The sequence below is a fragment of the Telluria sp. B2 genome (assembly GCF_051789535.1).
Taxonomy (GTDB): domain Bacteria; phylum Pseudomonadota; class Gammaproteobacteria; order Burkholderiales; family Burkholderiaceae_D; genus Telluria.
Genome location: NZ_CP196525.1, coordinates 5179504 through 5201171, shown reverse-complemented (window position 1 = coordinate 5201171; position 21668 = coordinate 5179504). Strand labels below are relative to the sequence as shown.

Here is a 21668-nt window from a genome sequence, read left to right as displayed (position 1 = left end):
CATCAGGAAAACCGCCCTGTAAGCTGTGCAGCGCCACGCGGCCGTGCGCCGGAGACCCAAAGCAGGTAGACTGCGCGGGTAAACGTCGACTCGACCCGCATTGCGCTGACCAGTTTTCCGGAAAGTTTTATTGATCTTGCGTGACCATTCCCATTCCTACGCCGAGCACAGCGATGTCTGCGAGCATTGCGGACAACCCCTGCCCGGCGCCGTGGTGCCGACCTACGGCGAGCGGCGCACCAGCCGCACCGGCCTGGCGGTCACGATCCTGCTGCACCTGCTGCTGGTAGCGCTGTACTTCTACGAGCCCGAGCGGCCCGAAAAAAAGGCGCGTCCGCCAAGCGGCGGCGAGATCGTCTATGTCGCGCCGCTGGCCAAGCCGCCGCCGCCGCAGGCCCAGGCGCCGCAGAAAACCAGCAAGCCTTCGAAGAATCCGTCCCAGCCGCGCTTGAGCACCCCGCGCGTCGAACGCCTGCCCGACACCATCACCTTGCCTGAGGAAAAGCCGGTCATCGTCGACAAGGCGCCGCCGCCCGAGCCGAAACCCGAGCCCAAGGCCGAGGAAGCGCCGCCGATGGACATGGCCGAATACATCGCGCGCCGCCGCGCCCAGCGCGGCGCCACCGAGCCCAGCCCTAGCGAGGAAGAAAGCGAAGCGGCGCGCGGCACGCGCAATGCGCTGGCGAACATTGCCGCGATCAACAACCGTGGCCGCGACGACAGCAACCAGAGCGGCGGCATCTTCTCGATCTCGAACCGCACCTTCCACAGCATGGACCTGAAGTTCCGCGGCTGGAACCCGAGCTTCAAGCGCCGCTGGCTGACCTCGGTGACGGTGGAGCAGGGCAGCGAGCCGGACGTCGAGACCGCCGTGGTGAAGAAGATGATCGAGTTGATCCGGCGCGAGAAGAGCGGCGACTTCGAGTGGGAATCGCACCGTCTGGGCCGCGTCGTGACGATGAGCGCGCGGCCCCAGGACACGGCCGAACTGCAGGCCTTCCTGATGAAGGAAATGTTCCCCGATTACAAGCCACCACGCTGAGGCCGCCGTCCGAGGGCCGCGGTTTCTTCCCATATCTTTCCTCATTCCATTGCTCCGATGAAGGGCGGCACTGGACTGGTGCGCTCCTTTGCGCTGCGCCATCGACAGCGCAAACAGACGCGATAGGCTGAGCTCGTGCCCTGTCGAGCTCGGTGTTTCCAAGCTGCGAATGGGCCTTCCCGCGTCCGGCGAACGCAGCCGGGCGCCGTTCCCTACCTCATCGGAGCAGCCCATGACCATCGAGCCAGACCAGCTTGTCAGCCAGACGCGTCGTCAGGTCCTGAAGTCCACCGCATTCACCCTTTGCGCGAGCGCCATGCCGTTCGCTTCCTCGTTGGCGCAACAGCCCATGCACAAGCCGCGCTACCGCCGCTGGCGCGCTTCCATGAATTCGAAGATGGGCGTGCGTATGCTCAGGAGCTATGCGAAGGCCGTGAGCGCCATGCTGGCGCTGCCGCCCGAGGATCCGCGCAACTGGTATCGCCAGGCCATCGTCCACACGCTCGACTGCCCGCACGGCAACTGGTGGTTCCTGCCCTGGCACCGCGGCTACCTCGGCTGGTTCGAGCAGATCTGCCGCGAGCTGAGCGGCGACCCGCAGTTCGCGCTGCCCTACTGGGACTGGACTGCCGAGCCCAGCCTGCCGGACGGCATGTTCGACGGCGTGCTCGACCCCAACCACGCCGCCTACGTCGGCTACGGTTCCGACTTCGAGGCGCGCCTGGCCTCGGCGGTCGCGAATGCCGGTTACTGGACTTCGCCCAACGGCGTATTCACCCGCAACTCCCAGTACGGCCAGCTGCTGGCGCGCAGCATCCGCTTTGACGCCGACCTGATGTTCGACATCCTGCGCGATCCCTCGGGCCGGATGTTCTTCGACCAGCCCGGCGCGCGCGGCCTGGTGCGCGAACGGCCCGGCTTCTCGCTGGCGGCGAGCGACGCCGTGTCGGCAGCGACGATCCAGGCCGCCCTGGCCGCACCCGACTACGCGACCTTCGGCAGCCCGAAGACCTCGAACCACCACACCTCGGGCGGCTTCGGCATCCTGGAAGCGCGGCCGCACAATTCCGTGCACCGCTGCGTCGGCTCGCGCGACTGCAACTTCACGGAAACGCGCGGCTTCATGGCCGACATGCTCTCGCCGGTCGATCCGGTGTTCTTCCTGCACCATGCGAACATCGATCGCCTGTGGGATGTCTGGACCCGCAAGCAGGCGGCGCTCGGCCTGCCCATCCTGCCACCCGGCGTGGAGCTGCGCACCGATCTGCCGGACGACCAGAAGTCGCCCGAAGAGAGGGCGACCGATTACTTCCGCTGGGCGCGCGAACCCATGCTGTTCTTCGTCGACGCGAAAGGCGCGCCGGTCACGCAGACGCGCGCCGGCGACTACGAGGCGATGGCGGCCTTCAACTACGACTACGAGCCCGGCAGCGGCGAGGAGGAGGTGGCGCGCAGCAGCAGCAGGTCGCGGCCGCGCAGCGGGGCGCGCCGCGTCTACACCGGCAAGGTGCTGCGGCGCGTCGTCGGCGGCGCCCAGCCGGCCAGCGCCCAGGTCGCGCTGCCGGCCGGAACGCTCGAGAACGCGACGGCCGCCGGCCAGACCATGGTCGCGAATGTCACGCTGAGCTTCCCGGAGCAGTGCCGCGATCCGTATGCCGTGATCCTGAACGGGCCGGAGGATCCGTCCCAAGTCGATGCCGGCAGTCCCTTCTACCTGGCGACCATCGTCATGTTCGGCCACCGCGGCCCCACCGGCCCCTTGACCTTCGCGCTGCCGCTCGGCGAGAAGCTGCAGCGGGCGCGCGCCGCCCAGCCGCAGTCCGGCGACGGCACGCTCCGGCTGCGCGTGCTGTCGCTGCATGAGCTGATGGGGCACCACCACATGGCGGGCCAGCCGGTGGAGTTGCTGGCGGCGAGCGTGGAGACCTACTGAAGCAGGTGATCAGACCCGTAGGGTGGACGGGTTTCCCGTCCACGCGTCCCAATCCCGTATGCATGACGGTGGTGTCGTGAGTTTCGTAGGGTGGACACCTGTGTCCACGCGGTGGTGCGTTGGTGTCGCCCCACCGTGACCGGGACGCCGGCAACATCAATGCAACAGGTACTTTTTTACCGATCAGCGGTACCCGGTTGCATTGGAGGAGTGCGGAGGTACGACCGCGTGGGCACAGGTGCCCACCCTACAAGGTCAACAACAAAAAACCGTGCCTCGGCACGGTTTTTCTGTCTTCCCGGCGAAGCGAACGATTACGCACCTGCCTTCAGCTTGCGCGCCACATCCAGCGCGAAGTAGGTCAGCACGCCGTCGGCGCCGGCACGCTTGAAGGCCATCATCGATTCCATCATGACCTTGTCGTGGTCCAGCCAGCCGTTCTGGGCGGCGGCCTTCAGCATCGCGTATTCGCCGCTGACCTGGTAAGCGAAGGTCGGGACCTTGAATTCGTCCTTCACGCGGCGCACCACGTCAAGATACGGCATGCCGGGCTTGACCATCACCATGTCGGCGCCTTCCTGCAGGTCGAGCGCCACTTCGCGCAGGGCCTCATCGGTGTTGGCCGGGTCCATCTGGTAGGTGTTCTTGTCGGCCTTGCCCAGGTTGGCGGCCGAACCCACCGCGTCGCGGAAGGGACCGTAGAAGGCCGAGGCATATTTCGCCGAGTAGGCCATGATGCGGGTGTGGATGAAGCCGCGCTCTTCCAGCGCCGCGCGGATCACGCCGATGCGCCCGTCCATCATGTCCGACGGCGCCACCACGTCGACGCCGGCCTCGGCGTGCGTCAGCGCCTGGCGCGTCAGCATCTCGATGGTCTTTTCGTTGACGATGTAGCCGTTCTCGTCAGGCAGGCCGTCCTGGCCGTGGGTCGTGTAGGGATCGAGCGCGATGTCGGTCAGCAGGCCCAGTTGCGGGAAGCGCTGCTTCAGGGTGCGCACCGCGCGCGGCACCAGGCCGTCGGGGTTGGTCGCTTCCACGCCGTCATAGGTCTTCAGCGAGGCGTCGATGACCGGGAACAGGGCCAGCACCGGGATGCCGAGCGAAACGCATTCCTCGGCCACGTTCATGAGGAGGTCGATCGAGACGCGCTCCACGCCCGGCATCGAGGCCACCTGCTGGCGCTGGTTCTCGCCGTCGAGGATGAAGACCGGGTAGATCAGGTCGGCGGCGGTGACGGTGTTCTCGCGCATCAGGGCGCGCGAGAACGGGTCGCGGCGCATGCGGCGCATGCGGGTGTTCGGATACTGGCCGGTAAAGATCGAGCTCATCGTGATCGCTTTCTTTCAGGAGTGGTCGGGTGCCTCGTTCGTGCCGGTTGGCGCGGCGTCATCGCCGGACAGGCCGAGCAGTTCGAGGATCTTGGCGTCCGCTTCCTCGACGCCGATGCGCTTGAGCGCGGAGAACAGCTGCACCGTGAAGGGGAAGCCTTCGCCTTCCTCGTCGACATAGCTGTCGAGCACCTTCCGCGCCTCGCGCAGGGCATTCGTCTTTTCGTTCTGGTTCAGCTTGTCGGCCTTGGTCAGGATGCAGTGGATCGGCTTGCCGGTCGGGGCGAACCACTCCAGCATCTGCACGTCCAGGTCGGTGAACGGGCGGCGCGAGTCCATGATCAGGACGAGCGCCGCGAGCTGCTCCCGCCGTTGTACATAGTCGCCCAGCAGCTTTTGCCAGTGCAGCTTGGCCGTGCCCGATACCTCCGCATAGCCATAACCCGGCAGGTCGACCAGCAGCGCCTGGATCTCCTCGACGATGGTCGGGTCCTTGCGGTGCTGCCCGACATGGGCGCCGCCGATCGAGAAGTAGTTGATGTGCTGGGTGCGTCCCGGCGTTTTCGACGCGAAGGCGAGGCCCTTCTGGTTCGTCAGGATATTGATCGCCGTCGATTTGCCCGCGTTGGAGCGACCGGCAAAGGCGATTTCGGGCACCCGGGTGGATGGGAGATCACGCAGCTGGTTGACGGTCGTGAAGAAGCGGGCTTGCCAGAGTTTGGACATGGAAGAGAGGTGAAAAAGGCAACGAAATGAGGCGTGGAGGAAACAATCCTATTGTACAATAAGGGGTTATTAATTGTTTTTCGCCGGTGAAGCCGCTGTACCAATAAACTGTTTTTCGACTTTTTCAGGGTGCTCGAATGAATCGTGTGTCTGTATCGTCCGCTAGCGCGGTGTTCATGAAATCGTTGTTGGTTGCAACCCTGGCGCTCGGCAACGTCGCTGTCGCCGCCGAAGCCCAGCGTACCGCGAAACCCGATGCCGCCAAAGGCGCCACCCTGTACGAAAGCGGCGATACCGCGCGCGGCCTGCCGGCCTGTTTGTCCTGCCATGGCGCGAACGGCAACTCCACCATCGCCGCCAACCCGAAACTGTCGGCGCAGTTCGAAGCCTACACCCATAAGCAGTTGGTCGACTTCACGACTCCGCAGCGCAACAATCCGGTCATGACCACCTACGCCAAGATGCTGACCGAGGAAGACAAGCGCAACATCGCTGCCTATCTCGCGACCCAGAAGGTCAAGCCGGGCGCAGCCAAGAACAAGGACACGGTCGAACTGGGCCGCAAGATCTACCGCGGCGGCATCGCCGACAAGGGCGTGGCCGCCTGCGCCAGCTGCCATGGCGCCGCCGGTTCCGGCATCCCGACCCAATACCCGCGCCTGGCCGGCCAGCACCAGGATTACACGATGGCCCAGCTGACCGCCTTCAAGAGCGGCGCACGTGCCAACAGCCCGCAGATGACGACGCTGGCCCAGCGCCTGTCGGAGGCCGAAATGCAGGCCGTGGCCGACTACATCGCCGGCCTGCGCTGAGCAGCCGCCCGTATTTTCTGTCGTTACTGTATTGAAAGGGCGCCAGCGCGAGTTGACGCCCTTTTTTGCTGTACACTCGCGGCGCACCTGACCGCATGAGAAAGCAAGAATGAGCACCACCGGAATTGAACTGAAGACGCGCCGGCGTGCGCTGGCCGAAGCTGTCGAGCTGGTGTCGTCCATGCGCTTTGCCATCAGCCTGCTGGTGATCCTGTCGATCGCCGCCATCATCGGCACGGTGCTGCGCCAGGGCGAGGCGATGCCGAACTACGTGAACCAGTTCGGCCCCTTCTGGTACGAGATCTTCCGCAAACTCGGCCTGTTCACGGTCTATTCGAGCTGGTGGTTCCTGCTGATCCTGCTGGTGCTGATCGTCTCGACCGGGCTGTGCATCGTGCGCAATACGCCGAAGATGATCCGCGACATGCGCAGCTGGCGCGACCACGTGCGCGAGGATTCGCTGCGCAATTTCCATCACAAGAATGAGTGGACGGCGCCGCTGAACAGCTCGGCGCTGGCGATGCAGAGCGCCGAGCGTCTGCGCCATGCCGGCTACGCCGTCAAAATCGTCGAGAAGGGCAGCGGCACCCTGGTGGCGGCAAAGAAAGGCGCCGGCAACAAGTTCGGCTATATCTTCGCGCACACGGCCATCATCGTGATCCTGCTGGGCGGCATGCTCGATTCCGAACTGCCCATCCGTTTCCAGCAATGGTTCCTTGGTAAAACGCCCTATCCGGGCAGCGGCCTGATCTCGCAGATCCCGGCCCAGCACCGCCTCGGCCTGTCGAACCCGACCTACCGCGGCAACATCATGCTGGCCGAAGGCCAGACCGGCAGCACCGCCATCCTGCCCCAGGCCAGCGGCGTGCTGGTGCAAGACCTGCCGTTCGCGATCGAACTGAAAAAATTCAACATCGAATTCTATTCGACCGGCATGCCCAAGCTGTTCGCCAGCGAAGTCGTGGTGCATGACCGCGAGGCGGGCAAGACCTTCCTGGCGACGATCGAGGTCAACAAGCCGCTGATCTACAAGGGCGTGGCCGTCTACCAGTCGAGTTTCGAGGATGGCGGCAGCAAGCTCAAGCTGACGGGCTTCCCGATGACCGGGACCAGCGCGCGGGCCTTCGAGATCGCCGGCGAAGTGAACGGTTCGACCGCGCTGAAGACCGCGGCCGGCGCCTTCGACGTCGAGTGGTCGGGCTTCCGCCCCTTCAACGTCGAAAACACCTCCACCAACGACGTGCGCGCGGTGGAGAAGGGCAAGTCCTTCAATGAGCAGTTCGCGGCCACGCTGAGCAAGGCCTCGGGCTCGGCCGGCAAGAATGCCGAGAACAAGGACCTCAAGAATGTCGGCCCCAGTGTGCAATATAAACTGCGCGACCAGACCGGCCAGGCGCGCGAATTCCTGAACTACATGCAGCCGGTGACGCTGGAAGGCGCCCAGGTCTTCCTGGCCGGCGTGCGCAACACCCCGGCCGAGCAGTTCCGCTTCCTGCGCATCCCGGCCGACGACAACTACGGCGTGCGCGAGTGGATGCGCCTGCGCGCGGCCCTGGCCGACCCGGCGTTGCGGCGCCTGGCCGCCGAGCGCTATGCGGCGCGCGCGCTGGCCCCCGGCCAGGCGGCCCAGGCCGGCTTTGCCGACCAGTTGCGCGAGTCGGCCGAACGCACCCTGTCGATCTTCGCCGGCGAGGGTACGCCGGGCGGCTTTGTCGCCGTGGCCCAGTTCCTGGAAAAGATCCCGGCGGCCGAGCAGGAAAAGGCGGCCAACGTCTTCATCAAGATGCTTAACGGCGTGCTGTGGGAATTGTGGCAGGCAGCGCGCGTGCGCGACGGCGAGGCGCCGCTCGAAGGCAGCGAGAAGCACGGCCGCTTCCTGCAACTGGCGACGAACGCGCTGTCCGACAGCTTCTTCTACGGCGCGCCGGTCTACCTGCAGCTCGAGGAGTTCCGCGAAGTCAAGGCCTCGGTGCTGCAGGTGACGCGCTCGCCGGGCAAGAAGATCGTCTACCTCGGCTGTGTCCTGCTCATCGCCGGTATTTTTGCGATGTTCTACATCCGCGAGCGGCGCCTGTGGGTGTGGGTGCGCGACAGCGGGGAGGGTGCGCATGCGCTGATGGCGATGAGCACCCAGCGCAAGACCCTGGATTTCGAGAAAGAATTCGCCGACCTGGCAGCCAAGCTGCCCCAATCGGCGTAAGCTGGCGCTTGCCGCCGCGATAAAAATACACTGACGGCACTGGAGACCATGATGGAAGCATCCCGACCAAGCCCGAGCGCACCGCTCACCTACAAGGAAACGCCCGGCTACTTCCGGCGCCTGACGAGCGTCGACTGGATCTATGGCGTCGGCCTGCTGGCCGCCGCCCTGTTCGCGCTGAACCGCTACGCCCACTTCATGGACGTCTACGAGCGCGCCATCCTGTTGCTGACGGCGCCGACCTTCGCCGCCCTGGGCTGGCACTGGAAGCCGGTGCGCTGGCTGATCCCGCTGGTGGCGCTGCTGTCGCTGTGGGGCGTGTCGCTGTACGACGGCTCGCTGGCGGCGGCGGACCAGAAATTCTTCCTCAAGTACATGCTGTCGAGCCAGTCGGCCATCCTGTGGATGAGCGCCCTGTTCGTGTTCTCGACCGTGTTCTACTGGATCGGCCTGCTGTCGCGCTCGGCTTCGGGAGCCGCGATCGGCTCGCGCCTGTGCTGGGCCGCCGTGGTGCTGGGCTTTACCGGCATGATGGTGCGCTGGTTCGAGTCCTACCTGATCGGGCCGGACGTCGGCCACATCCCGGTGTCGAACCTGTACGAAGTGTTCATCCTGTTCGCGATGATCACGGCGCTGTTCTACCTGTACTACGAGGAGCGCTATGCCACCCGCCAGCTGGGCGCCTTCGTCCTCCTGATCATCGCCGCGGCCGTGGCCTTCCTGCTCTGGTACACCGTGTCGCGCGACGCCGCCACCATCCAGCCGCTGGTGCCGGCGCTGCAGAGCTGGTGGATGAAGATCCACGTGCCGGCCAACTTCATCGGCTACGGCACCTTTGCCCTGGCCGCCATGGTCGGCACCGCCTACCTGCTGAAATCCCACGGCATCCTGGCCGACCGCCTGCCGGCGCTGGAAGTGCTGGACGACGTGATGTACAAGGCCATTTCCGTCGGCTTTGCCTTCTTCACGGTGGCGACCATCCTCGGCGCGCTGTGGGCGGCCGAAGCCTGGGGCGGCTACTGGTCCTGGGACCCGAAGGAAACCTGGGCCCTGATCGTCTGGCTCAACTACGCGGCCTGGCTGCACATGCGCCTCATGTCCGGCCTGCGCGGCCGCGTGGCGGCCTGGTGGGCGCTGGTGGGCCTGCTGGTGACGACCTTCGCCTTCCTGGGCGTGAACATGTTCCTGTCGGGCTTGCACTCGTACGGCGAGCTTTGATTTTCGGCTGTTCGACGGTGCGTTGAACGCGTGGACGGCAGAGCCGTCCACCCTACGTTTCTTCGCTCCACCATAACGTATATCGAAGGGACGTAGGGTGGACGGGTTCCCCGTCCACGCGTTCAGCCGGCCGCCGCGTGTTCGCGCCCCGATTGTTTGCCGAAACACGCCCCCAGCATCACCGATCATCCACGCGGCCAGCGGTTCTACGAGCAATGGTGTAAGGTACAAGTTCAATTGCCCGCGGAGTTCCCGATGCTGATCAAACGCAATCCGAACGGCCTGGACCGGCCCTTCGCCTCCGACATCACGCCGCGCGAGGTGTACGAAGAGCGGCGTAAATTCATCGCCCGCATGGCCGCTGGCGCCGCCGTCGGCAGCGCCTTGTGGGAGATGGCCAACCGCGAAGCGTTCGCGCAGAACGCCCCGGCCGGCGCGAAGCTGGCCGCGAAGGCCAACCAGGCGTTCTCGACCACCGAGAAACAGACCGCCTTCCACGACGCCACCCACTACAACAACTTCTACGAGTTCGGCCTCGACAAGAGCGACCCGGCCGAGAACGCGCATACCCTGCGGCCCCGGCCCTGGACGGTGGCGATCGAGGGAGAAGTGAAAAAGCCGATGCGCCTCGACATCGACAGCCTGGTCAAGCTGGCGCCGCTGGAAGAGCGCGTCTACCGGCTGCGCTGCGTCGAAGGCTGGTCGATGGTGATTCCCTGGGTCGGCTATTCGCTGTCCAACCTCATCAAGCACGTCGAGCCGACCGGCAACGCGAAATACGTGGAATTCACGACCCTGGCCGACCGTTCGCAGATGCCGGGCCTGAGAAGCGGGGTGCTCGACTGGCCCTACGTCGAAGGCCTGCGCATCGACGAGGCCATGCACCCGCTGGCGCTGCTTACTGTCGGCATGTACGGCCAGGTGCTGCCGAACCAGAATGGCGCTCCGGTGCGCGTGGTGGTGCCCTGGAAGTACGGCTTCAAGTCGCCGAAATCCATCGTGCGCATCCGTTTTGCCCGCGACCAGCCGAAGACGGCCTGGAACGTCTCGGCGCCGCGCGAATACGGTTTTTATTCGAACGTGAACCCGAACGTGGACCACCCACGCTGGTCCCAGGCGACCGAGCGGCGCATCGGGGAAGACGGCTTTTTCAAGCGCAAGCGCGACACCCTGATGTTCAACGGCTATAACGAGGTCGCCTCGCTGTATGCGGGCATGGACCTGAAGCGGTTCTTCTGAGCGATGGCGTCCAATCCTTCCGCAAAACAGCTATCCCTCATCAAGGCCGCCGTGTTCGCCGCGGCCCTGCTGCCTTTCTTGTGGGGCGCCTGGCAGGTCGTGGCAGGCGTGCCGGTCGATCCGCTCGAATACATCACCCACGAGAGCGGCGACTGGGCGCTCTACCTGCTGTGCATCACGCTGGCCGTGACGCCGCTGCGGCGCCTCTCCGGCTGGAACTGGGTAGTGAAACTGCGCCGCATGCTGGGCCTGTTCGCCTTCTTCTACGCGCTGCTGCACTTCATCGCCTTCTTCTGGTTCGACCATTTCTTCGATGTCGGCGCCATGCTGCGCGACGTGGCCAAGCGCCCCTTCATCCTGGTCGGCTTCACCGCCTTCCTGATGCTGATCCCCCTGGCGGCGACCAGCACCAACGCCATGATCCGGCGCCTGGGCGGCAAGCGCTGGCAGTGGCTGCACCGGCTGATCTATCTCATCGCGCCGCTCGCCGTGCTGCACTTCTGGTGGATGAAGGCGGCCAAGAACAATTTGGCGCAGCCGCTGCTGTTCGCCGTGATTGTGGGGGTGCTGCTGGTGTTGAGGGTTTACTGGAGCCGGGTCAGGGCGCGGGCGGCGGTGGGGGTGTGAGGGTCTGCGGCTTCAGTGGGGCTGTGGCCTGATCTGTTATCGGTACGCGTCGTCCGCGTGGGCACAGGTGCCCACCCTACGGATCACGTCACGGACTTGCGGTTACGATAACCCGGCCCGGAACGCTTCCCGTAGGGTGGGCACTCCGTGCCCACGCGGATTGTGAACACCGCTATCGTCATAGGCAACAGCCCCGCTTCCGGCTGCGCACCCCTGTTTCTTCATCCAGCCGCACAAAACAAAAGGGCGCTATCCGCATGCACGGATAGCGCCCTTTTTATCGCCACGATACTTACTTCAGCTTCGTTTCCAGCGCGTACAGCTCTTCCGGATTCTCGCGCCGGCGCACCAGGTGCATCTGTTCGCCGTCGACGATGACCTCGGCTGCGCGGCCGCGCGTGTTGTAGTTCGAGGCCATGGTCATGCCGTAGGCGCCGGCGGTCATCACCGCCAGCAGGTCGCCCGGCTCGACCGCCAGCTCGCGGTCGCGCGCCAGCCAGTCGCCCGATTCGCAGACCGGGCCGACGACGTCGTAGGTCACCTTGGCGCCTTCGCGCGGCGCCACCGCCTGCACGCCCATCCAGGCGCCGTACAGGGTCGGGCGCATCAGGTCGTTCATGGCGGCGTCGACGATGCAGAAGCTCTTTTCTTCGCCGGGCTTCAGGAATTCGATGGCGGTCAGCAGCACGCCGGTGTTGGCGACGATCGAGCGGCCCGGCTCGAAGATGACCTTGATCGGCCGGCCTTCGTGCCGTTCGGCGCGCCAGGCGTCGATGCGGGCGAACAGGCGTCCGAGGTAATCGCCGACCGGCACCGGCGGCTTGTCGCCTTCGGCGCCGTAGTCGACGCCGATGCCGCCGCCGATGTCCAGGTGGTGCAAATGGATGCCTTCGCCGTCCAGGGTGTCGATCAGTTCGATCAGTTTATCCAGGGCTTCGAGCAGCGGGGCGTCGTCGAGCAGTTGCGAGCCGATGTGGCAGTCGATGCCGACCACGTCCAGGTGCGGCAGGCTGGCCGCCGTGCGGTAGGTCGCCAGCGCATCATCAAAAGCGACGCCGAACTTGTTCGCCTTCAGGCCGGTGGCGATGTAGGGGTGGGTCTTGGCGTCGACGTTCGGGTTCACGCGCAGCGAGACCGGTGCGCGCTTGCCCATGCTGCCGGCCACCTCGTTCAGGCGGTGCAGCTCGGGAATCGATTCGACGTTGAAGCACAGGATGTTCTTTTCCAGCGCGAGTCGCATCTCGGCGACGGTCTTGCCCACGCCCGAGAAGATGACCTTGGCCGGATCGCCGCCGGCGGCGATCACGCGCAGCAGTTCGCCGCCCGAGACGATGTCGAAGCCCGCGCCCTCGCGCGCCAGCAGGTCGAGGATGGCCAGGTTCGAGTTGGCCTTCATTGCGTAGCAGACCAGGGCGTCGCGGCCCTTGCAGGCGTCGGCGTAGGCGGCGAAGTTTTCCAGCAGGGCCGACTTCGAGTAGACATAGGTCGGGGTGCCGAAGGCTTCGGCGACGCGGGACAAGGGGGTGCTTTCGGCGTTCAGGACGCCGTCTTGGTACGAGAAATGCGACATGTGCTTATTGTGCGGGGGGCGGTGAGGATTCTTGCTGCTTCGTTTCCGGCGCGGGTCGGGCCTGGGTCTGGTTGTCCGGCTTCGCGGCCGGGGTGCTCATGACCGGGGTGCTCGACAGCGCGCCGGGCTTGGCCGGCGGATTCGGCATGTAGAGCGGACCGGTCTGGCCGCAGCCGGCGAGCGTGGCGGCAAGGACGAAGGCGGCGGGAAGAAGCGCGATGGGTGACTTCACGATTAGAATCACGGTTTGATTAAGACCTTGGAGTGTAGCATGACCGAAACCGAATTTTTGGACCTGGCCGAATCGACGCTGGACCGCATCGAAACCCGTTTCGACGACCTGAACGACCAGGACGTCATCGATGTCGAATGCAAGCGCAGCGGCAACGTGCTCGAGATCGAGTTCATCGACAACGGTTCGAAGATCATCGTCAACAGCCAGGCGCCGCTGCAGGAAATGTGGGTGGCCGCGCGCGCCGGCGGCTATCACTACAAGCGCGTCGGCGACGAGTGGAGGAATACCCGCGACGATACCGAGCTGTTCGCGGCGCTGTCGGAGCTGGCCACGCAGCAGGGCGGGGCGCCGGTCAAGCTGGGGTAAGTTGGCTGGCGGCTGGCGCCGCTAACGGTGTACGGAGTTGTAGGGTGGGTTCTTGAACCCACGCTGTGCCCCGGGTTAAAGTCGAAAAGCGCTTCTCTGCGGTAACGGACGCATGGTGGAGGCCCTGCGGTGTGCGAACGCTCTACAGCGTGGGTTCAAGAACCCACCCTACGTCCAGGGTTTTGTAGGGTGGACACCTGTGTCCACGCTGTCCTGCAATTGAAAGTCGAAAAGCGCTTCTTTACGGAGCGGACGCATTACGGACGCTGTGGGGTTTGCGAGAGTTCTACCGCGTGGACACAGGTGTCCACCCTATGAAAGCGGTGAAAAATATTTCATTTGGACAATCTTTTTGAAATATTCTTTCACCCACGCTTCAATCAGAACAACTCGTTCCTCACCGCATCCTGCGCCTTCTGCTGCGCCGGTGGCGGCGGTGCGCCGACGTCGAGCGACTGCACGCCCGTGCCCGGCGGGTTCTCGGCGTAGTAGTAATCCCCATCCACATTGATCAGCCCCGGCGGCATCGTGCGTTCCTCGACCGGTACGCCTTTCAGCACGGTCTGCATGTAGCCGATCCAGATCGGCAGGGCCAGGCCGCCGCCGGTTTCCTTGTTGCCCAGGTTCTTGGGCTGGTCGTAACCCATCCAGGCGATACCCACCAGCTTCGGCTGGTAGCCGGCGAACCAGGCGTCGATCGAGTCGTTGGTGGTGCCGGTTTTACCGGCGATGTCGGGGCGCTTCAGGGCTTGCTGCGCTTTCGCAGCGGTGCCGTAGCGCGCCACGTCGCGCAGCATCGAGTCCATCAGGAAGGCGTTGCGCGCGTCGATCACGCGGTTCGCTTCGACGCCGGCGCGTTCCGGACGCGCTTCCGACAGCACCTTGCCCGAGCTGTCCGTGACCTTCGAGATCAGGTAGGGGCTGACGCGATAGCCGCCGTTGGCGAACACGGCGTAGGCGCCGGCCATCTGCAGCGGCGTGGTCGCGCCGGCGCCCAGGGCCAGGGTCAGGTAGGGCGGGTTGCGCTCGGGGTCGAAGCCGAAGCGGGTCGCGTATTCCTGGCCGTAGCGTGCGCCGATGCGGTTCAGGATGCGGATCGAGACCATGTTCTTCGACTTGGTCAGGCCGCGCCGCATCGTCATCGGGCCTTCGTATTTGTTGTCGTAGTTCTTCGGTTCCCAGGGCTGGCCGCCGGTCTGGCCGGCGTCGAACGAGATCGGGGCGTCGTTCACCAGGGTCGAGGGCGACAGCCCGCGCTCGAGCGAGGCCGAGTAGATGAAGGGCTTGAACGAAGAGCCCGGCTGGCGCCATGCCTGGGTCACGTGGTTGAACTTGTTGCGGTTGTAGTCGAAGCCGCCGACCAGGGCCTTGATCGCGCCGTCCTCGGTGCTGGCCGAGACGAAGGCCGATTCGACGGCCGGCATCTGCGTGATCTTCCAGTCCGCGCCGCCGTCCTGCATCACGCGGATCAGGGCGCCGCGGCGGATGCGGCGGTTCGGCGCCGCCTTGGCCGACAGCCAGCTCTGGGCGAAGGACAGGCCGCTGCCGGTGATCTTGATTTCCTCGCCCGAGGCCAGCACCGCGGTCACGCTCGACGGCGATGCCTGCAGCACGACGGCGGCGACGATGTCGTCGCTGTCCGGCTTCTCGGCCAGCTCCGCCTCGATCGCTTCGTCGGCTTCGGTCTTGTTGCTCGGGATCTCGATATACGACTCCGGACCGCGGTAGGGGTGGCGGCGTTCGTAGTCCATCACGCCGCGGCGCACCGCGAGGTAGGCCGCGTCCTGGTCGGCCTTGGTGATCGTGGTGAACACGTTCAGGCCGCGCGTGTAGGTGTCCTCTTTAAACTGTTCGTACACCAGTTGGCGCGCCATCTCGGCCACGTACTCGGCGTGCACGCCGAAGGCCGTGCTGTCCGACTTGATCTTCAGTTCCTCGTTCTTCGCCTGCTCGAACTGGGTGTCGGTGATGTAGCCCAGCGAATGCATGCGCTGCAGGATGTACTGCTGGCGCGTGCGGGCGCGGGTCGGGTTCACCACGGGGTTGTAGGCCGACGGCGCCTTCGGCAGGCCGGCCAGCATGGCCGCTTCGGCCACCGAGATGTCGCGCAGGTCCTTGCCGAAGTAGATCTGGGCTGCCGACTGGAAGCCGAAGGCGCGCTGGCCCAGGTAGATCTGGTTCATGTAGACCTCGAGGATCTGGTCCTTGGTCAGGTTCTTCTCGATCTTCCAGGCCAGCAGCGCCTCGTAGGCCTTGCGCTTGAGGGTCTGTTCGCTCGACAGGAAGAAATTACGCGCCACCTGCTGCGTGATGGTCGAGGCGCCCTGGCGCGAGCCGCTGGTCGCGTTGTGCAGGGCCGCGCGCAGGATGCCCATGTAGTCGACGCCGCCGTGCTGGTAGAAGCGGTCGTCCTCGATCGAGAGCACGGCCTTCTTCATGACGTCGGGGATGTCCTTGAAGCGCACCAGGGTTCGGCGTTCTTCGCCGAATTCGCCGATCAGGACGTTATCGGCCGTGAAGATACGCAACGGCATCTTCGGGCGGTAGTCGGTAATGGTGTCGAGCGCCGGCAGGTTCGGGTAGGCCATTGCCAGCGCGAACACGACCAGCAGCACGCCCACCACGGCCAGGCCGGCGACGGCGCCGAAGGCCCACAGGATCAGGCGCTTGGCGCTGAATTTGTTCGGGGAAGAGGACTTCGAATCGGATTGGGATTTCATGCTGACTCACAGTGTTGATCCATCTCATTATAAGACAGGGACTTTTGTGACGGTACGAACTCGACCGGACAACCCGGCTGAATCTGCAGTGCATGACAGTCCGACAAGGGGTGTGTACAAGGCGTTATCGAGTGTGGCATGCGCGCGCCGGATTGTAATGTTCCAGTGCAGAAATATCTTGTCCCTACGCATCCTTGTTGCTACGATCTAATGTAGTGCCTCATATATGTGCAGTAAGAACCTATCTCAGTAGGAAGTGAGTCGTTGCTGACGCGCCTGACAAGCGGGTGCTGCGTTGCTCGTCGTTGCATGGCTCGCCATGCGGCCTCCTCGCGCCTTGCCCGCGCTTGTCATGCATCGTCATCAACTTTCTCCTTCCTACTGAGATAGGTTCTAAGTTGTGCTGACACAGGCAGTTTGTTCAACATGACATTCCCCCGCGCGGGCGTTCAATAAATCGTTCTGCCACGGCAGACAGCAGTGAGGGAGTACGCTCGTGATCAATCTAGGTTCCCTGTTCGGAAAGTCGAGCCCGCCTTTGGCCGGGCTCGACATCAGCACCTCCGGACTGCGCCTGGTGGAACTGGCCGACGCCGGCAAGGGCGCGCTGCGCCTCGAGCGTCATGCATTCGAAGCGCTGCCGCGCGGCGCTGTCGTCGACGGCAATATCGAAAACTTCGACCAGGTGGCCGACGCCGTGCGCCGCATCTGGAAGAAAAGCGGCACCCGCGCCCGCCACGTCGCGCTCGGCATGCCGCCGGGCGCCGTCATCACCAAGAAGATCATCCTGCCGGCCGGCATGGGCGAAGACCAGCTCGAAGTGCAGGTCGAGTCCGAAGCCAGCCAGTACATCCCGTTCGCGCTCGACGAAGTCAGCCTCGACTTCGACGTGGTCGGCCCGTCGGCCAACTCGCCGGACGACATGGAAGTCATGCTGGCCGCTGCACGCCGCGAGAAGGTCGAGGACCGCGTGGCGATCGCCGAGGCGGCCGGCCTCACCGCCACCGTGATGGATGTCGAATCCTATGCCGCGCGCGCCGCATTGGAGAGAGCCAGGGGAGGCGCGTTCCAGCGCACCCCCGCTCGCGGTACTGAACCCATCGTCGCGCTGTTCCAGATCGGCGCGACCATGACCTATGTTTCCTTCACGGTCAATGGCGACACCGTCTACGAGCGTGAACAGGCGTTCGGCGGCAACACGCTGACCCAGGACATCGTGCGCAGCTACGGCCTGGCCTACGAGGAAGCCGAGGCGCGCAAGAAGTCGGGCGACCTGCCGGAGAACTTCCGCGCCGACCTGCTCGCGCCCTTCATGGAAAACGCCGCGCTGGAAGTGACGCGCGCGATCCAGTTCTTCTACACCTCGACGCCCTACACCCGCGTCGACCAGATCTGGCTCGCCGGCGGCAATGCGCTGCTGCCCGGCCTGGTCGACCTGGTGGGCGGGCGCACCCGCATCCCGACCGCGCCGGTGGCGCCTTTCGAGGGCATGCTGCTGGCGCCCGGCCTACGTGAACAGCAACTGCGCCAGGAGGGCCCGGCCTACCTGGTTGCCTGCGGCCTGGCCCTGCGGAGGTTCGGATGATCCGGATTAACCTGCTCCCGCACCGGGAAGCGAAACGCAAGCAGAAACAGAAGGCCTTTGTTGCCATGCTGGTGCTCGGCGGCGTCCTGGGCGCGGCCGTGGTGCTGCTGGTGGGCGGCTGGAACGCCAGCCGCATCGCCATCCAGGAACAGCGCAACCTGGCGCTGAAGAACGAGAACGCGAAGCTCGACAAGAAGATCAAGGACATCGCCACCCTGAAGGAAGAGATCGAGGCCCTGAAGTCGCGCCAGCAGGCGGTCGAAGACCTGCAGGGCGACCGCAACCAGCCGGTCTACCTGCTCGACGAACTGGTGCGCCAGACGCCCGACGGCGTGTTCCTGAAGTCGGTCAGGCAGGATGGCCAGCGCGTGGTCCTGAACGGCGTGGCCCAGTCGCAGGAGCGGGTGGCCGAGCTGCTGCGCAACCTGTCGGGCCAGTCGCCCTGGCTGGAGGCGCCCGACCTTACCGAAGTGAAGGCGGCCACCGTGACCCAGAACAAGGCGGCGCGCAAGGTCGTCGAATTCACCCTGGCGGTGAACATCAAGCGTCCGCGCGAGGCCGAGGAAGAGGAAGAAGGCGAACCCGCCGGCGGCAGCGCCGGAGGCCCTGCCTTGGCGGCGAAGAACGGAAGCAAGCCATGAACATCGACCTGAAACAATGGAGCGCCGAGCTGTCGGCCCAGTTCGAGGGCCTGCAGGGACGTCCGCCCGGCCTGTGGCCGCTGGCGCCGCGCCTGCTGTGCGCGGCCGGCGTGATGGCGCTGGTCGTCGTGCTCGGCTACTTCGCCTACTGGCAGGGCCAGTTCGAAGCCCAGGAACGCGGCGCCGCCCAGGAAAAGAAGCTGCGCAGCGCCTACAAGGAAAAGATCGCCCAGGCCGTCAACCTGGAAGCGCTGCAGGCCCAGAAGCTGCAGGTCGACCAGTCGGTCGAGCGCCTGGAAAAGCAGTTGCCGAGCAAGGCCGAGATGGCCGCGCTGCTGTCGGACATCAACCAGGCCGGCGTCGGCCGCGGCCTGCAGTTCGAGCTGTTCCGCCCGAACCAGACCGTGGTGCGCGACTACTACGCCGAGCTGCCGATCGACATCAGGATCAGCGGCAGCTACCACGACCTGGGCGCCTTCGCCGCCGACATGGCGCACATGCCGCGCATCGTCACGCTCAACAACATGGCGATTGAGACCAACAAGGACGGCAGCCTGAAGCTGGAAGCCATCGCCAAGACCTTCCGCTACCTCGACGCCGAGGAACTGGCCGCGCAGAAGGCCGCGCGCCAGAAAGCCAAGGCCAAGGCTGGCAAGGGCAAGAAGGGTAAAGAGGCCAAGAAATGAAGAAGACCCATGGCGCGCCCTTGCTGACGGCCCTCTTGACGGCCGTGCTGCTGGCCGGCTGCGGCGACAGCGACGTGCGCGAGGTGCGCAGCTGGATGGACCAGGTCAAGCGCGAAACAAAGCCGAAGGTGAAACCGCTGCCGGCGTCGAAGGAATTCATCCCTTACGCCTACAACCAGCAGGACACGGTGGATCCGTTCAGCCCGGCCAAGCTGGCCGATGCCGGACTGCTGGCGCAGGCGCGCAGCACGCTGCAGCCGGACCTGGAACGGCCGCGCGAAGCCCTCGAGGCCTACCCGCTCGACACCATGACGATGGTCGGCACCATGCAGAAGGGCGGGGCCAGCTTTGCGCTGCTGCGCATCGAGAACGTCATCTACCGCGTGCGGGTCGGCCAGCGCCTCGGCCAGAACTACGGCCAGGTCACGCGCGTGACGCCGGCGGCGGTGGAGATCAGGGAAATGGTACAGGACGCCGGCGGCGATTGGGTCGAGCGAATATCGAAGCTGGAGCTGCAGGAAAGTAAGGAGACCGGGAAATGACCCAATTTGCAATGAACAGCGGCGCGGCGCGCATGCTGCCGGGCTGGCTGCTGCGCCTGGGCGCGGCGCTGCTGCTGGCGCTGGGCGTGCAGGCCGCGCAGGCGCAGGCGCCCGCGCAGGTGCCAGAGAACGCCATCGAGTCGATCACGGCCAACCAGCAGGGCGCCAACGTGGTGCTGAATATCGCGATGAAGAACGCCCCGGCCAAACCGCCGATCGGCTTCGCGATCACCAATCCGGCCCGTATCGCGCTCGACTTCGGCGCCACCAGCAACGGCACCGGCAAGAGCACCCACGAGATCAACCTGGGCGACGTACGCGGCGTGAACGTGGTGCAGGCGGCCGAACGCACGCGCCTGGTGTTGAACCTGAAACGCTCCGTGAACTACAGCACCGCAATCGACGGCAAGTCGATTGTCGTGACCATCGACGGCGCCGGCGCCCAGGGCGCGGCTGCACAGACCGGTGCGGCGGCCACCTCCGCGGCGGCGCCGGCGGTTCGTCAATCACTGCGCAACCTCGACTTCCGCCGCGGCAGCAACGGCGAAGGCCGCGTCGTGGTCGACCTGCCGAACAACCAGGTGGCCGTCGACGTGCGCCAGCTCGGCAACCGCGTCCAGGTCGACTTCCTGAACACCGGCCTGCCCGAATCGCTGCGCCGCCGCCTCGACGTGACCGACTTCGGCACCCCGGTGACGCGCGTCACCACTGCCGCGCAAGGCAGCAACGTGCGCATGACCATCGAGGCGCAAGGCCAGTGGGAACAGTCGGTCTACCAGAGCGACACCCAGCTCGTGGTCGACGTGCGTCCGGTCAAGGAAGACCCGAACAAGCTGGGCGGCCCGCAGGGCTTCAACGGCGAGAAGATCAGCTTCGACTTCCAGAACATCGAAGTGCGCGCCGCGCTGCAGGCGGTGGCCGACATCTCGGGCCTGAACATCATCGCCAGCGATTCCGTCAGCGGCAGCCTGACCCTGCGCCTGAGGGACGTGCCCTGGGACCAGGCGCTCGACGTGATCCTGCAGTCGAAGGGCCTGGACATGCGCAAGAACGGCAGCGTGATGTGGATCGCGCCGAAGGAAGAACTGCTGACCAAGGAAAAGCTCGAGCTCGAGCAGCGCGCCCAGATCTCGGACCTGGAGCCGCTGCGCTCGGAGATCTTCCAGCTGAACTACCAGAAGGCCGAGTCCTTCCGCACCGTGTTCGGCCTGGACGCCAGCGGCGCGCCGGGCGGCGACAGCCGCAACCGCGTGCTGTCCAAGCGCGGCAGCGCCATCATCGATCCGCGCACGAACCAGCTGTTCGTGACCGACATCGCCTCGAAGATCGAGGACATCCGGATGCTGATCCAGAAGACCGACGTGGCTTCGAAGCAGGTCCTGATCGAGGCGCGCCTGGTGGAAGCGAACGACGGCTTCTCGCGCAACCTGGGCGCCAAGATCGGCTTCAACGATGCGCGCCGCGCGGCCGGCGGTGATGCCGGCTACGGCGTGGGCGGCAACAACCGCCTGGCCGTCAGCGGCAACCTCGCCGGCGCCGCCGCGGTGACCGGCCAGGCCAGCGGCAGCACCTTCGACAACTCGACCCTGGTGAACCTGCCGGCGGCCCAGATCGGCGGCCTGACCGCGCCGAGCCTGGCCTTCAGCCTGTTCTCCTCGGCCGACAACCGCTTCCTGAACCTGGAGCTGTCGGCGCTGGAAGCGGACGGCAAGGGCAAGATCATCTCCAGCCCGCGCGTGGTCACCGAGGACAAGATGGTGGCCGTGATCGAGCAGGGCATCGAGCTGCCGTACCAGGTCGCCTCGTCGAGCGGCGCCACCTCGATCGAGTTCAAGAAAGCCAACCTGCGCCTGGAAGTGATCCCGCAGATCACCCCGGACGGCAACGTGGTGCTGGAAGTGGACGTGAGCAAGGATTCGAAGGGCGACGAGACGCGCGCCGGCTTTGCCATCAACACCCAGCACGTGAAGACCAAGGTCATGGTCGAGAACGGCGGCACCGTGGTGCTGGGCGGGATCTACCAGCAGACCGAACGCAGCAACGAGAGCAAGGTGCCGCTGCTGGGCGATATCCCGGTGCTGGGCTACCTGTTCAAGACCCAGGGCCGCGAGAGCGCGAAGACCGAACTGCTGGTCTTCATCACGCCGAAGATCGTGGCCGATCGCATGGCGGCGGCCCGCTAAGCGGCAGCTTCGACA

General features: G+C 65.3%; 18 protein-coding genes. 13 read left to right on the top strand and 5 right to left on the bottom strand.

Annotated features, from left to right (window positions below; all coding sequences use genetic code 11):
* Nucleotides 1–136 precede the first annotated feature (136 nt).
* Both ACSUZJ_RS22945 and ACSUZJ_RS22940 read left to right on the top strand, forming a co-directional pair.
* Nucleotides 137–1042, top strand: a complete 906-nt coding sequence (locus ACSUZJ_RS22945; RefSeq protein WP_499411954.1) for a hypothetical protein — start codon at nt 137–139, stop codon at nt 1040–1042.
* 232 nt (nt 1043–1274) lie between these two features.
* The gene (locus ACSUZJ_RS22940; protein WP_499411953.1) at nt 1275–2975 is read left to right on the top strand and encodes a tyrosinase family protein; all 1701 of its coding nucleotides are present in this window, start codon (nt 1275–1277) and stop codon (nt 2973–2975) included.
* A 314-nt stretch (nt 2976–3289) separates the two neighbouring features.
* Here the strand turns inward: ACSUZJ_RS22940 and hemB are convergent, their stop codons facing one another.
* Nucleotides 3290–4303, bottom strand: coding sequence for a porphobilinogen synthase (hemB, locus tag ACSUZJ_RS22935; RefSeq protein WP_499411951.1), 1014 nt, complete (start codon nt 4301–4303; stop codon nt 3290–3292).
* A gap of 15 nt (nt 4304–4318) precedes the next feature.
* On the bottom strand, nt 4319–5029 hold the full coding sequence (gene yihA / locus ACSUZJ_RS22930; protein ID WP_499411950.1) for a ribosome biogenesis GTP-binding protein YihA/YsxC: 711 nt from the start codon (nt 5027–5029) through the stop codon (nt 4319–4321).
* Nucleotides 5030–5205: 176 nt separating this feature from the next.
* Here yihA and ACSUZJ_RS22925 point away from each other — a divergent pair, with 176 nt between their 5' ends.
* The 5 genes from ACSUZJ_RS22925 to msrQ all read left to right on the top strand — a co-directional run bounded on the left by ACSUZJ_RS22925 (nt 5206) and on the right by msrQ (nt 11125).
* Nucleotides 5206–5841, top strand: a complete 636-nt coding sequence (locus tag ACSUZJ_RS22925; protein WP_499411949.1) for a c-type cytochrome — start codon at nt 5206–5208, stop codon at nt 5839–5841.
* A 109-nt stretch (nt 5842–5950) separates the two neighbouring features.
* Nucleotides 5951–8041: a cytochrome c biogenesis protein ResB gene (locus ACSUZJ_RS22920; RefSeq protein WP_499411948.1), complete on the top strand. Its 2091-nt coding sequence runs from the start codon at nt 5951–5953 to the stop codon at nt 8039–8041.
* Between the two features lie 48 nt (nt 8042–8089).
* Nucleotides 8090–9259 carry a c-type cytochrome biogenesis protein CcsB gene (gene ccsB, locus ACSUZJ_RS22915; protein ID WP_499411946.1) on the top strand — a complete coding sequence of 390 codons (1170 nt, stop codon included), beginning with the start codon at nt 8090–8092 and terminating at the stop codon, nt 9257–9259.
* Between the two features lie 255 nt (nt 9260–9514).
* Nucleotides 9515–10498 carry a protein-methionine-sulfoxide reductase catalytic subunit MsrP gene (msrP, locus tag ACSUZJ_RS22910; protein WP_499411945.1) on the top strand — a complete coding sequence of 328 codons (984 nt, stop codon included), beginning with the start codon at nt 9515–9517 and terminating at the stop codon, nt 10496–10498.
* A 3-nt stretch (nt 10499–10501) separates the two neighbouring features.
* Complete coding sequence (gene msrQ, locus ACSUZJ_RS22905) at nt 10502–11125, top strand: protein-methionine-sulfoxide reductase heme-binding subunit MsrQ (RefSeq protein WP_499411944.1); 624 nt, start codon at nt 10502–10504, stop codon at nt 11123–11125.
* A gap of 292 nt (nt 11126–11417) precedes the next feature.
* On the opposite strand, the gene lysA is transcribed toward msrQ, so the two are convergent.
* Both lysA and lptM read right to left on the bottom strand, forming a co-directional pair.
* Complete coding sequence (lysA, locus tag ACSUZJ_RS22900; protein ID WP_499411942.1) at nt 11418–12695, bottom strand: diaminopimelate decarboxylase; 1278 nt, start codon at nt 12693–12695, stop codon at nt 11418–11420.
* A 4-nt stretch (nt 12696–12699) separates the two neighbouring features.
* Nucleotides 12700–12927 carry an LPS translocon maturation chaperone LptM gene (gene lptM, locus ACSUZJ_RS22895; protein ID WP_499411941.1) on the bottom strand — a complete coding sequence of 76 codons (228 nt, stop codon included), beginning with the start codon at nt 12925–12927 and terminating at the stop codon, nt 12700–12702.
* A gap of 39 nt (nt 12928–12966) precedes the next feature.
* Between lptM and cyaY the strand changes: the two genes are divergently transcribed.
* Entirely contained in the window at nt 12967–13296 is a 330-nt protein-coding gene (cyaY, locus tag ACSUZJ_RS22890) for an iron donor protein CyaY (RefSeq protein ID WP_499411939.1), read from the top strand.
* A 380-nt stretch (nt 13297–13676) separates the two neighbouring features.
* Here cyaY and ACSUZJ_RS22885 read toward each other — a convergent pair whose 3' ends face one another.
* On the bottom strand, nt 13677–16016 hold the full coding sequence (locus tag ACSUZJ_RS22885) for a penicillin-binding protein 1A (RefSeq protein ID WP_499411938.1): 2340 nt from the start codon (nt 16014–16016) through the stop codon (nt 13677–13679).
* Between the two features lie 496 nt (nt 16017–16512).
* On the opposite strand from ACSUZJ_RS22885, the gene ACSUZJ_RS22880 reads away from it, so the two are divergent.
* The 5 genes from ACSUZJ_RS22880 to ACSUZJ_RS22860 are packed head-to-tail and all read left to right on the top strand — an operon-like array spanning nt 16513 to nt 21653.
* Complete coding sequence (locus tag ACSUZJ_RS22880) at nt 16513–17601, top strand: pilus assembly protein PilM (protein ID WP_499411937.1); 1089 nt, start codon at nt 16513–16515, stop codon at nt 17599–17601.
* Nucleotides 17598–18242, top strand: a complete 645-nt coding sequence (locus ACSUZJ_RS22875) for a PilN domain-containing protein (protein WP_499411935.1) — start codon at nt 17598–17600, stop codon at nt 18240–18242. The genes ACSUZJ_RS22880 and ACSUZJ_RS22875 overlap by 4 nt, the downstream gene beginning before the upstream one ends.
* The gene (locus tag ACSUZJ_RS22870) at nt 18239–18928 is read left to right on the top strand and encodes a type IV pilus inner membrane component PilO (protein ID WP_499411934.1); all 690 of its coding nucleotides are present in this window, start codon (nt 18239–18241) and stop codon (nt 18926–18928) included. The genes ACSUZJ_RS22875 and ACSUZJ_RS22870 overlap by 4 nt, the downstream gene beginning before the upstream one ends.
* Nucleotides 18925–19470 (top strand): pilus assembly protein PilP, encoded by a 546-nt coding sequence (locus ACSUZJ_RS22865; protein WP_499411933.1) that lies wholly within the window; start codon nt 18925–18927, stop codon nt 19468–19470. Before ACSUZJ_RS22870 ends, ACSUZJ_RS22865 begins: the two co-directional genes overlap by 4 nt.
* A complete protein-coding gene (locus ACSUZJ_RS22860) occupies nt 19467–21653 on the top strand; it encodes a type IV pilus secretin PilQ (RefSeq protein WP_499411931.1) in 2187 nt (728 codons plus the stop codon). Before ACSUZJ_RS22865 ends, ACSUZJ_RS22860 begins: the two co-directional genes overlap by 4 nt.
* Nucleotides 21654–21668 lie beyond the last annotated feature (15 nt).

Coding starts and splice junctions, on each gene's coding strand:
- ACSUZJ_RS22940 (WP_499411953.1), top strand. CDS start 1,275: ATGACCATCGAGCCAGACCAGCTTGTCAGCCAGACGCGTCGTCAGGTC.
- hemB (WP_499411951.1), bottom strand. CDS start 4,303: ATGAGCTCGATCTTTACCGGCCAGTATCCGAACACCCGCATGCGCCGC.
- yihA (WP_499411950.1), bottom strand. CDS start 5,029: ATGTCCAAACTCTGGCAAGCCCGCTTCTTCACGACCGTCAACCAGCTG.
- ACSUZJ_RS22925 (WP_499411949.1), top strand. CDS start 5,206: ATGAAATCGTTGTTGGTTGCAACCCTGGCGCTCGGCAACGTCGCTGTC.
- ACSUZJ_RS22920 (WP_499411948.1), top strand. CDS start 5,951: ATGAGCACCACCGGAATTGAACTGAAGACGCGCCGGCGTGCGCTGGCC.
- ccsB (WP_499411946.1), top strand. CDS start 8,090: ATGATGGAAGCATCCCGACCAAGCCCGAGCGCACCGCTCACCTACAAG.
- msrP (WP_499411945.1), top strand. CDS start 9,515: ATGCTGATCAAACGCAATCCGAACGGCCTGGACCGGCCCTTCGCCTCC.
- msrQ (WP_499411944.1), top strand. CDS start 10,502: ATGGCGTCCAATCCTTCCGCAAAACAGCTATCCCTCATCAAGGCCGCC.
- lysA (WP_499411942.1), bottom strand. CDS start 12,695: ATGTCGCATTTCTCGTACCAAGACGGCGTCCTGAACGCCGAAAGCACC.
- cyaY (WP_499411939.1), top strand. CDS start 12,967: ATGACCGAAACCGAATTTTTGGACCTGGCCGAATCGACGCTGGACCGC.
- ACSUZJ_RS22885 (WP_499411938.1), bottom strand. CDS start 16,016: ATGAAATCCCAATCCGATTCGAAGTCCTCTTCCCCGAACAAATTCAGC.
- ACSUZJ_RS22875 (WP_499411935.1), top strand. CDS start 17,598: ATGATCCGGATTAACCTGCTCCCGCACCGGGAAGCGAAACGCAAGCAG.
- ACSUZJ_RS22870 (WP_499411934.1), top strand. CDS start 18,239: ATGAACATCGACCTGAAACAATGGAGCGCCGAGCTGTCGGCCCAGTTC.
- ACSUZJ_RS22865 (WP_499411933.1), top strand. CDS start 18,925: ATGAAGAAGACCCATGGCGCGCCCTTGCTGACGGCCCTCTTGACGGCC.
- ACSUZJ_RS22860 (WP_499411931.1), top strand. CDS start 19,467: ATGACCCAATTTGCAATGAACAGCGGCGCGGCGCGCATGCTGCCGGGC.